The organism is uncultured Intestinibacter sp., assembly GCF_902468165.1.
Classification (GTDB): domain Bacteria; phylum Bacillota; class Clostridia; order Peptostreptococcales; family Peptostreptococcaceae; genus Intestinibacter.
The window spans coordinates 1-11,244 of the sequence record NZ_CABQXJ010000092.1 but is presented as its reverse complement, the minus strand read 5'-3'; the positions used below and the strand labels follow the sequence as shown (position 1 = coordinate 11,244).

The 11,244-nt window shown below is 32.0% G+C and carries 7 protein-coding genes and 1 pseudogene; 7 read left to right on the top strand and 1 reads right to left on the bottom strand.

Translation table 11 applies throughout. The features are described 5' to 3' along the window. Positions 1 to 48: 48 nt before the first annotated feature. Positions 49 to 1,137 (top strand): annotated as a pseudogene (locus tag RDX53_RS12830) (aminotransferase class I/II-fold pyridoxal phosphate-dependent enzyme); the annotation flags it as partial. Positions 1,138 to 1,253: 116 nt separating this feature from the next. Here the strand turns inward: RDX53_RS12830 and RDX53_RS12825 are convergent. Further along, on the bottom strand, positions 1,254 to 2,726 hold the full coding sequence (locus RDX53_RS12825) for a hypothetical protein (protein WP_307994293.1): 1,473 nt from the start codon (positions 2,724 to 2,726) through the stop codon (positions 1,254 to 1,256). Between the two features lie 197 nt (positions 2,727 to 2,923). On the opposite strand from RDX53_RS12825, the gene RDX53_RS12820 reads away from it, so the two are divergent. The 6 genes from RDX53_RS12820 to RDX53_RS12795 all read left to right on the top strand — a co-directional run bounded on the left by RDX53_RS12820 (position 2,924) and on the right by RDX53_RS12795 (position 10,621). Next, positions 2,924 to 4,009, top strand: a complete 1,086-nt coding sequence (locus RDX53_RS12820) for an SIR2 family protein (RefSeq protein WP_295733940.1) — start codon at positions 2,924 to 2,926, stop codon at positions 4,007 to 4,009. Between the two features lie 64 nt (positions 4,010 to 4,073). Beyond that, complete coding sequence (locus RDX53_RS12815; RefSeq protein ID WP_307994292.1) at positions 4,074 to 4,805, top strand: DUF554 domain-containing protein; 732 nt, start codon at positions 4,074 to 4,076, stop codon at positions 4,803 to 4,805. Between the two features lie 161 nt (positions 4,806 to 4,966). Continuing rightward, positions 4,967 to 5,836, top strand: a complete 870-nt coding sequence (locus RDX53_RS12810; RefSeq protein ID WP_195931807.1) for a kinase — start codon at positions 4,967 to 4,969, stop codon at positions 5,834 to 5,836. Positions 5,837 to 6,369: 533 nt separating this feature from the next. Then, positions 6,370 to 6,870: an NAD(P)H-dependent oxidoreductase subunit E gene (locus RDX53_RS12805; RefSeq protein WP_295779220.1), complete on the top strand. Its 501-nt coding sequence runs from the start codon at positions 6,370 to 6,372 to the stop codon at positions 6,868 to 6,870. Positions 6,871 to 6,882: 12 nt separating this feature from the next. Then, positions 6,883 to 8,769: an NADH-quinone oxidoreductase subunit NuoF gene (locus RDX53_RS12800; protein WP_307994291.1), complete on the top strand. Its 1,887-nt coding sequence runs from the start codon at positions 6,883 to 6,885 to the stop codon at positions 8,767 to 8,769. Between the two features lie 46 nt (positions 8,770 to 8,815). Next, positions 8,816 to 10,621 carry an NADH-dependent [FeFe] hydrogenase, group A6 gene (locus RDX53_RS12795; RefSeq protein ID WP_307994290.1) on the top strand — a complete coding sequence of 602 codons (1,806 nt, stop codon included), beginning with the start codon at positions 8,816 to 8,818 and terminating at the stop codon, positions 10,619 to 10,621. Positions 10,622 to 11,244 lie beyond the last annotated feature (623 nt).

Sequence of the window (11,244 nt, the reverse complement as noted above, 5' to 3'; positions counted from 1 at the left end):
GGCCGAACAGGGCCGCCTGCTGGTCACCGGCGATCCCGGCGATAGGAATACGGGTACAATGATATAGGTAGAGAAAAAGTTGAAGAAATATATGCAAATGTATTTGGGGCTGAAGATGCACTTGTTAGACCTATAATAGTAAACGGAACACACGCACTTAGCTTATGTGTGCAAGGGCTTGTTAGACCTGGAGATGAGATTTTATCAATAACTGCAACTCCATATGACACGCTACAAGGTGTTATAGGTATAAGAGAAGAAAAAGGTTCATTAAAAGAATACGGAGTTACTTATGATGAAGTAGATTTCTTAGAAAATGGAGATATAGACTTAGAAGGCGTTAAGAAAAAAATAAACGAGAGAACTAAATTAGTAATGATACAAAGATCTAAAGGTTACTCTTGGAGAAAATCTCTTAGTATAGCTGATATAAAAGAAGCAATAGACGTTGTTAAATCTGTAAATAAAGACATAATCGTTATGGTAGACAACTGCTACGGTGAATTCTTAGATACTAAAGAGCCTACAGAAGTTGGAGCAGACGTAATGGCTGGTTCACTAATCAAAAACCCAGGTGGAGGTCTTGCTTTAACTGGTGGATACATAGCTGGTAGGGCTGACTTAATAGAAATGATATCTTATAGATTAACATCACCAGGAATAGGTAAAGAATGTGGTCTTACTTTCGGAACTACAAGAACTGTACTTCAAGGGTTCTTCATGGCTCCATACGTTACATCACAAGCAGTAATGGGAGCTATATTCTGTGCTAGAGCGTTTGAAAAATTAGGATACGACGTACTTCCAAAATACGACGATTTAAGAAGTGACATAATACAAGTTGTAAAACTTAACAATGCTGAAGAAGTTATAAGTTTCTGTCAAGGTGTGCAAGCAGCAGCTCCAGTTGATGCGTTTGTAAAACCAGTTCCATGGGCAATGCCAGGATACGAAGACGAAGTAATAATGGCAGCAGGTGCATTCGTTCAAGGTTCATCAATAGAGCTTAGTGCCGATGCTCCAATAAGACCACCATACAACGTATACTTCCAAGGTGGACTTACATTTGATCACTCAAAAATGGGTACTTTAAAAGCTATACAAGCTATTAAAAAGATGAAAGAAGAAAATAGATAATATAAAAAACACAAAAAACATCCATTTTATTTAGAACTATGTAACTTTAAATAAAAATGGATGTTTTTTCATATTACTTTGATTAGTTTTTAACTAAATATTTTAATAAGTAGACTCTATAAATTTTTTTCTATTTCATATAAAACCCTATCTCTATTTAGGGCATTTATGTATCTTATTTTAGTATTTTTGTCTTTGTTTTCAATCGCCTTATAATACATTGAGTGCGTGTTTGAGACTGTGTTTACAAAGATATATTCTTTGTTTTTTAATAAGGCTGTGTCAAAATTGTCAAAACCGGCATGTAAAAATACCCAGTTATTAAGGACTTCTTTCATAGAGTTTATCCATGATTCGGTCCCGCCTATACAGACTGCATTTAAGCTGTTTAATTTATTTATATCTACTTCATTGTGGTTTCCGACTGGCGGAATATTTACATGTTCAGATAAATTAAACATTAAATTTCTAAGTTCGACTAATTCTTCTTTTATATGAGGTTCATTTTTTACCTCTTCTTCAAGTTGTTTATTTTTATTTTCAAGAAGTCTCAGCTTTTCTTTTAACTTTTCGTTTTCTTTTTCTAACTCAGTTTTAGTCTTTTTATATTTTGCCTCTAAGTCTGATTTTTCTTGAGTTATTTTAGTGATCATTTCATCTTTTTCTTTTAATTCTTCTTTATCTATATCAGCTATATCTTTAAAATATAGGCGTTTTGCATCTTTATATGTTTCTAATATCCTTTTTAATTTTGTAGACGATATTATATATGAATACAATGCGTCGTAGTTAGACTCTTCTACTTTTCCGCCACATTTAACCCAGATATTGATTAATTCCTGAATTTCTTCACTAGTACTGTGTGGCTTATTATTTAGAAGAGGTATGATATTTAAACCTTCTAATTCATATACATAATCTAGTGCATAGGCAATTCTGTGGTAGTCGTTGATTTTTTCTGTGTCTAGCTTTCCATAGCCTTTTTGAAAATCTAACTCACGCAGACACTTGGTCATATTAGGGTATTTGTGACACAAATTAGATTCGACTTGTCTAAGTTGTTTTCGTGTAGATTTATCTATATTAGAATACTTAAATGAATTTTGTATTAGAGGATTCATCCTCAAATTGACCATCTCTTGAAATGCTCTAAAGAAAAAGTCATCTTCATCTATTTCCTTGCCTTCTTTTTGGGCTAGGATTATTGCTGCGGCATAATTGCCGAGAAATTCTTCTTCAGGCATTGAGTCGGGTTTTATAGGCAATTCATTTAATCTGACAATATCTCCACTATTTTTAATAAGTAGATTTGCCTTTTTATAAGTCATTCTAAGTATATAGTAAAATTCTTTTTCTCCCCCAGAAGTAATAATTCCAAGTGCTTTTTTAAAATACATCTCTTCTTCTAATAATCTAGAATTTGCTAGATTGTAATATGAACAGTTTATAGAAAAATTATTGTATTTTTCTTTATTAGAATTGTATACTTTATCTATATATTTATAAGCTTGCTTTGTAGCACAAAGTGAAGTACAGACAAAATAATTAAGCCTACATTCATAGCTGTTTTTAATATTGTCTTCTTTCAAAATACACCTCCATAATATATTTATACTATATAAAAGATACCATATATATAAATCTTAAAAAAGTGTTTTAATTAAAAAAACTTAATAAAGGGAATTTATAAAATTTTCAATAGATATAATTTAATATGGATAATTATAATTTTAATTGTATAATATACTTACAAGAGAAATTATTTTTTGGAGGATTTAAAGCAGCTATGAATATTACTATTTTTTTAGGAGCAGGAGCTTCAGCAGCAGAAAATTTACCTATACAAAACGAAATATTTTCGCAATATTTCAAATATATATTGCCAGAAAATAAAAATAAAAAGATGAATAGGGAATTAGTAAAATTTTTTAAAGACTTGTTTTTTATTGATGTAGAAAATAATGATGCAGAAAATATAAATTTTCCAACATTTGAAGAAGTATTGGGAATACTCGACTTGGCAGAACAAAGGGGAGAGGCATTTAAAAATTATAAATCAGAAAGCTATACTGACGAAAATACGAGTATATCGTATATAAGACAGTCTTTGATAATGCTTACTGCATCAGCTCTTAACAATGCCACAAGAGGAAGTAATAGTTATCACCAACTTCTTCTTGAAAACTTAATAAAAGAAGATTTATTAAAAGACACTACATTTATAAGTGTAAATTACGATATACATATAGATAATACAATAGCAAATTTATATGATGAAAATAAGTTTCCCGTTATGCTAAATTACGGCATTGATTTTTCAAATTTCAAAATAGATACAAACTCATGGCAAAGACCAAAAGATCCAATGGTAAACTTATATAAAATCCATGGCTCTCTAAATTGGCTTTACTGTCCAATATGTAATAGTATCACGATTACGCCATTTGAAGGTGGAGTAATGAGAATAATTGAAAATATAAATCAAGCGAAATGCCTAAATTGTGGAGAGGTAACCGTCCCAATAATTGTACCGCCGACTTATTTTAAAAATATGTCAAACGTATTTTTAAGCACAGTTTGGAACAAATCAGAAATGGCTATTAGAGATAGCGACGTCATTGTATTTTGTGGTTATTCATTTCCAGAGGCGGATATGCACATAAAATATCTATTAAAAAGAGTTCAGACGAGCAGAAAAAAAGACAATCTAAAAGTAATCGTAGTAAATAATCACAGCAAAAAGAGAAGATCCATAAGAGAAAAAGAAAAAAATAGATATAAAAGATTCTTAGGTAAAGATGTAATTTATACGACATATTCATTTGAAGAGTTTGCAGACAATCCCAAAAAAATAATAGATTTGGCAAAATAATTAGATTTAATAAGAAATAATAAACAAATTATTAACAAAGTAATAGATATTAGGGTGAAATAATATGTTTGGATTAGGGGTTATAATAAATAGCGTTACAATAGTTATGGCGAGTTTGGTCGCATTATTATTAAAAAGATTAATAGTAAAACTTGACAAAAATAATAGGGTCGAAAAAATAAGCGATACTATAATGTCTGGGTTGGCACTTTGCATAATATATATGGGAATAAGCGGTGCACTAGAATGTAAGCACGTCCTAATATGTATAGTGTCTATGGTTGTAGGAGGACTTATAGGGGAGCTAATTGATATAGATAAGGGTCTTAATGGACTTGGAGATAAGATAGAAACTAAATTAAATAAAGACAAAAAAGATGATTCGAGCGAGATGGTGTCGATATCACAAGGATTTGTATCTACTAGTTTACTGTTTTGTGTGGGGGCTATGGCAGTAGTCGGTTCATTAAACAGTGGACTGTTTGGAAATAACGACACATTATTTGCAAAATCAGCTTTAGATGGTGTTTCTGCGTTTTTATTCTCACTAACTATGGGGATAGGTGTACTTTTATCGGGGATAGCAGTTTTTATATACGAAGGGATTATAGCAAGTGGGGCATTTTTACTAAAGGGAATATTGTCAACTGCTGTAATAACAGAGATGAATGCTGTTGGGAGCTTGCTTATATTGGCACTTGGTATAAACATGCTATTAAAACAAGATATAAAAGTTGCAAACCTACTTCCAGCAATGTTTGTGCCGATAATATTTGGTCTATTGGGAGTAATATAGAATTTATACTGTAGTAGAAAAATAGGATTTTGTGTAGAATTTAGTCAACAACCATTAAAAGTTTTAGACAAATTTTGTATTTGAAAGGAAAATTAGTTATAAAATCAAATATAGTAATAGTGAGAAAAAATTGTAAACATTTTTACAAGGAGGTTATTGCTATGATCGTGTTTGATATAAACGGAGCAATGGTAAAGTTCGACGAAAAAAGAGATAATTACAATACTATACGAAAAACATTTTTAGAATATGCCCAAGATGCGAGTGAAGAATTTAAAAAGTACTGCAGTGAAAATTTGACTACACTTAGACGACTTAACGATAAATACTTAGTATTTGCCGAAAATTTAATAGACGATGCAGTAAAAAAAGGTGTAGAGATTTTAGTCAGTTACAATGTAATTGTCGTTGATTTTAATATTTTTAAAGAGAAATACTGCGAAAAATATTTCGACTTTAAGCTAATATATAATAATGCTATAAAAGAAAAGAGTTCTTTAAAAGATAAAAGAAATGTGTCTAAATTATTTGATATAAAGCCATTAGTAGATAAATTATCGAGAAGCTTGTATAGAGATTGCTTTAATATACACATGGCTGTCATAGATGCACTTTTAGAATATGGAGTAAAAGATGTGGAATCATATATAGATGGAGAGTCTATAAAACAAGCAAATGCGCTATTTAACAATTATAAAGACGGATTTATAAGCAAACCAGACAGCGCCAAAATAGTCCAAAAGATAATCATGGCAAATCCTTATAGAAAAGAAGTCTATGAGTATTTAGTAAAAGAAGATGGAGATTTTGGAGGAGAAATAGAAAGACTCACAAAATACCTAGGATACGATATAAGACCATATAAAGAATATCTGATGGATATGTATGTACAAGAACTTATTGATAATGACTCCAGAGATTTAGAGCTTTCAAAAGAAAAACTTCAAAAATACGCTAAATATATAGGGTGTGACAATGGAACACTCTATTTAACTAGAATAGATGCGATTTACACATTTGAAAACGTTTAAAAGCTAGCTTAGGCTAGCTTTTTTTTAGCGAAGTGAATTTTAAGCAACGGAATCTTTGATTCGTTGGCGCATGAACGAAGTGAATTTTTAGCAACGGAATCTTTGATTCGCCCGCGCATGAGCGAAGTGAATTTTAAGCAACGGACAAAGTCGCCTGCGCCATGAGCGCAGCGAATTTTGTTATTAAAATAACATAATACAAAACACAGTATTTATTTCCAATTTCCCAAAAAAAACACATTTTCAACTGAATTTATACTATTATATAGTTAGAAAGTTTAATTATAAAATTTATTATTAAAATGTTGTATAAAAATTATAATAATTATAAAAAAATATATTATTTATGATGATTATATTAAACATTTAAAATAAATTTAGACATAATAATTTTCTTTTTTAATTTTATATATTGGTGTAAAAACTAAAATCATATAAAATTAACTTAAAAAGGTTTGATTATTAACCTTATAATAATTTTTGTATAAAGACATACGAAAAGGTGTAGTTTAAATTTTTAAAGGGGGATTTTTATGTGCAATTTTGTTGAACAAAATAGGAAATTATTTGATGAATTAGATAATTTAATAAATTCATTAGAAGCAGCTGATGAGAGTGCATTGATATTTGTGCTTAAAGAGGCTCAAGGGATATTTGGTTATCTTCCAAAAGAAGTTCAACTCCATATAGCTGAAAAATTAGGAGTATCACCTTCTAAGGTATATGGTGTTGTTAGTTTTTATTCTTACTTCTCAACAAATCCAATTGGAGAATACAAGATAAGCGTCTGTCTTGGTACTGTCTGTTTCGTCAAAGGCTCAGATAAAGTAATGGCTGAATTTGAAAAACAATTAGGAATTAAAGCTGGTGAAACTACTGAAGATCTTAAATTTACACTTGAAGGTTTAAGATGTGTAGGTGCTTGTGGGCTTGCACCAGTTGTAGTTGTAAACGGAAAAGTTTACGGACAAGCAACTGTAGATGATGTTTCAAAAATACTAGATAATTATAGAAATTTAGAATTAAGCTGTTAGGGGGTACTTTTGATGAAAAAATTAAATACGATAGCAGAGTTAAAAGATGCTGTAAAAAAATATAAACCAATTCTCGATTTAAGAGAAAACCATACAGATGCTATACCAGATAAAAGAGATATACTAGTCTGTGGAGGTACGGGATGTACCTCTTCAGAGAGTTTACTTATTATAGAAAATCTAAAAGAAGAAATAAAAAAAGCAGGGCTTGAAGACCACGCAATGGTACATTTGACAGGATGTTTTGGATTTTGTGCAATGGGTCCAATCGTTAAAGTATATCCTGACAATGTATTTTACGTTCATGTAAAACCAGATGACGCAAAAGAAATAGTTGAAAGTCATATAGGTAGAAATGAAGTAGTAGAAAGATTATTATTTGAAGAACCTGCACTTGATTATAAAAAAGTTCAAAAACACGAAGATATGCAATTCTATAAAAAACAACTTCGTATTGCATTAAGAAACTGCGGTCATATAAACCCAGAAGACATCTCAGAATATATAGCAAACGACGGTTATTTAGCACTTGCTAAATGTCTAGAAGAAATGACTCCACAACAAGTAATAGACGAAATGAAAAAATCAGGCCTTAGAGGGCGTGGGGGAGCAGGATTCCCAACAGGATTAAAATGGGCAGCAGCTGCCGAAAACAAAAGATTAAACGGACATAAGTATATTGTCTGTAATGCAGACGAGGGCGACCCAGGTGCATTTATGGATAGATCACTTCTTGAAGGCGACCCACACAGCGTACTTGAGGCTATGGCGATTGCCGGATATGCAACAGACTCCGATATTGGATATATATACATAAGAGCAGAGTACCCACTAGCAATAGAGAGATTAAAAATAGCAATAGCCCAAGCAGAAGAGGCAGGCGTTTTGGGTGAGGATATATTGGGAAGTGGATTTAACTTCAAAATAGAATTAAAATACGGTGCTGGTGCATTTGTCTGTGGTGAAGGTACAGCACTTATCAAATCAATAGAAGGTAATCGTGGTGAGCCAATCGTAAATAAATACTTCCCGACTGAACATGGTCTATGGCAAGCTCCAACTACTGTAAACAACGTGGAAACGTTTGGCAACATACCTGCAATAATAAATAAAGGTGCTGAGTGGTTCTCATCATTCGGTACAGAAGATTCAAAAGGAACAAAAGTTTTCGCCTTAGGTGGAAAAGTAAACAACGTAGGTCTTGTTGAAGTACCGATGGGGACTACTTTAAGAGAAATCGTATACGAAATAGGTGGAGGAATACCAGGAGGAAAAGAATTTAAAGCTGTTCAAACTGGTGGTCCATCTGGGGGATGTATATCAGCAAAAGACCTAGACACTCCAATAGATTTCAAATCGCTAGCATCAATAGGCTCTATGATGGGTTCTGGTGGTATGTTAGTTTTAGACGAAACCGACTGTATGGTCGATATATCTAAATTCTTCTTAGAATTTACTGTTGATGAATCATGTGGAAAATGTACTCCATGTCGTATAGGAAATAGAAGATTGCTTGAAATATTAAATAAAATATGTAGAGGTAACGGTACAGAAGAGGACTTAGTTAATTTAAAATCATTAGCTACAATAATAAAAAATACTTCTTTATGTGGTCTTGGTAAATGTGCTCCAAACCCAGTACTTAGTACATTAAATTGTTTCTATGATGAATATTTAGCTCACGTTAAGGATAAAAAATGTCCAGCAGCTAAATGTAGCGCTATGTTAAACTTCGTAATAACTGACGATTGTATCGGATGTGGATTATGTAAGAAAAACTGTCCAGCAGAAGCAATCACTGGTGAAAAGAAACAAAAACACACAATCAATACTACTAAGTGCTTGAAATGCGGGGCTTGTATGGAAAAATGTAGAAAAGGCGCAATAATAAAAGAGTAATTCACAAATATCGCATATACCGAGTTTTTAAAGGAGGAATCTATTAATGAGTTTAATTAATTTAACTATAAATGGAAAAGCTGTTGCTGTTGAAGAGGGGACAAATATTTTAGAGGCGGCAAAAAAAGTAAATGTAAAAATACCTAACTTATGTTATTTACATATAGATGATATAGGATTTGACAATAGCTGTGCATCATGTCGTGTCTGTCTAGTAAATGCAGATGGAAGATTGGTGCCATCATGTGCAACACTAGCAAAAGAGGGAATGAAGGTACAAACTAATACACCTGAAATAATTGAATTTAGAAAAGGTGTAGTCGAACTTTTATTATCTGACCATCCACAAGACTGCTACACTTGCACAAAATGCGGAAATTGTGGACTTCAAGATATAGCAGTTCAACTTGGAATTAAGAAGATAAGATTTGAAGGTGAGAGATTAGAAAAATCTAAAGACTACAGCTCTTTTTCTATAATGAGAGACAACGACAAATGTATCTTGTGCAGAAGATGTGAGACAATGTGTAATAAAGTCCAAACTGTAGGAGTATTATCAGGAATTAATAGAGGATTTTCTACAGAAATCGGGACATTCTTTGAAACAGATTTAGCAAAAACTGAATGCACATTCTGTGGTCAATGTATAAATGTATGTCCAACAGGTGCATTACTTGAAAAAGACAACACAGACGAGGCGTGGAAGTTGATTGCACAAAAAGATAAACCAGTTATGGTCCAAATCGCCCCAGCTGTCAGAGTTGGTATAAGCGAGGAATTTGATTTAAGACCTGGTACAATATCTACTGGCAAAGTTGTAGCTGCACTTAAAGAATTGGGATTTGACTATGTATTTGATACAAACTTCGCAGCCGACCTTACAATAATGGAAGAAGCAAACGAATTTGTAAATAGACTTACAAAAGGTGGCGACTTGCCTATAATGACTTCATGTTGTCCAGCGTGGGTAAACTTCTGTGAAAATCAATATCCAGATTTGACTAAATATTTATCAACTTGTAGATCACCACAAAGTATGTTCTCACCAGTAGCTAGATATTATTTTGCAGACAAAGTTTTAGATAAAAAGCCTGATGAAGTAAGCGTTGTATCTATAATGCCTTGTGTAGCTAAAAAATACGAAGTAAAAAGAAAAGAATTGTCTCAAAACAACATATTAGATACTGATTTATCTCTTACTGTTAGAGAGCTTGCTAGAATGATAAAATCAGCAGGTATAGATTTGGAAAACTTAGACGAAGAAAACTTCGACAGTCCGCTTGGATATTCAACTGGTGCTGCTGATATATTCGGTGTTACAGGAGGTGTACTAGAAGCTGCACTTAGAACTGCATATACTTTTGTCACAAAAGAAGAATTAGCAGATGATGCTATAGAATTTAAAGCAGTGAGAGGGTTTGATGGAATAAAAGAGGCTACTATAAATGTAGCTGGTACAGATGTAAATGTTGTTGCTGCGTCTTCTTTAGGATGTGCTAGAAAATTGATGGACGATTTGAGAGATGATATAAAATCAGGAAGAAAACCTAAATACGACATAATAGAGATTATGGCTTGTCCTGGTGGATGTGTAAATGGTGGAGGACAACCGTTTACAAATGGCGACTACGAAAAAGTCAAAGCAAGAGGAGCAGGACTGTATACTATAGATAAAAATAAACCTCAACGTAAATCTCATGAAAATGAAGATATTAAAAAACTATATGATGAATTTTTAGGAGATATAGGAGGTCACAACGCTCATAAATATCTACACACACATTATTTTGATAAAAGCAAAATCTTTTCAAAAAAATTAAAGGATTTTAGCGAAGAGTGTCTAAATATATAAGTATATTAAAATATATTAAAAATAAAAATGCAAATAGTTTATAAAATCGTGGATGATATTAATTAGCCTTTAAGAAAATATAAACTTCTGCAAACTGTTGTTATTTTAAAGAAGAAGATGGTTTTTTAGCCATCTTCTTTGACATTTTTTACACTAGGGTTATTGTATACATTTATTTTTTTATTTCAATGAAAAGTTTAGATAAATGAAAATGATTAAAAAAGGCAATATTTTTTTTAACCTTATAAATGTTTGTTATTTCACCCAAATATCAGGCAAATATCACCTAAATATCAGTTCAAATTCTGTTATAAAATTAACATGTCATGCGGTTGCGATAAAATAAACGCCGTTTTGATTGAAAAATATGAAAAATGTAGCGCGTTAAAGTGCGAAAAGACAAAACACATGTAAAACTGCACAAAAACAGAGATGTAAAATAGTATAATTCTAACAAAGTGACTTCAAAACGGAAAAACTATATGACAACCGCTTGACATATTTGGACCACAATGCTATCATACAATCATCAAGAAAACGTCCAAGAGAGAACGTAAAAAATAGGAGGAAGAAAGAAAATGAAAAAACGTATTTCAATGGCAATTGCAGTGGCAACCGCAGCA

Bases quoted from the DNA above. Each gene is read 5' to 3' on its own strand.
- RDX53_RS12800 (WP_307994291.1), top strand. From the start codon at position 6,883: ATGAAAAAATTAAATACGATAGCAGAGTTAAAAGATGCTGTAAAAAAA.
- RDX53_RS12815 (WP_307994292.1), top strand. From the start codon at position 4,074: ATGTTTGGATTAGGGGTTATAATAAATAGCGTTACAATAGTTATGGCG.
- RDX53_RS12810 (WP_195931807.1), top strand. From the start codon at position 4,967: ATGATCGTGTTTGATATAAACGGAGCAATGGTAAAGTTCGACGAAAAA.
- RDX53_RS12795 (WP_307994290.1), top strand. From the start codon at position 8,816: ATGAGTTTAATTAATTTAACTATAAATGGAAAAGCTGTTGCTGTTGAA.
- RDX53_RS12820 (WP_295733940.1), top strand. From the start codon at position 2,924: ATGAATATTACTATTTTTTTAGGAGCAGGAGCTTCAGCAGCAGAAAAT.
- RDX53_RS12805 (WP_295779220.1), top strand. From the start codon at position 6,370: ATGTGCAATTTTGTTGAACAAAATAGGAAATTATTTGATGAATTAGAT.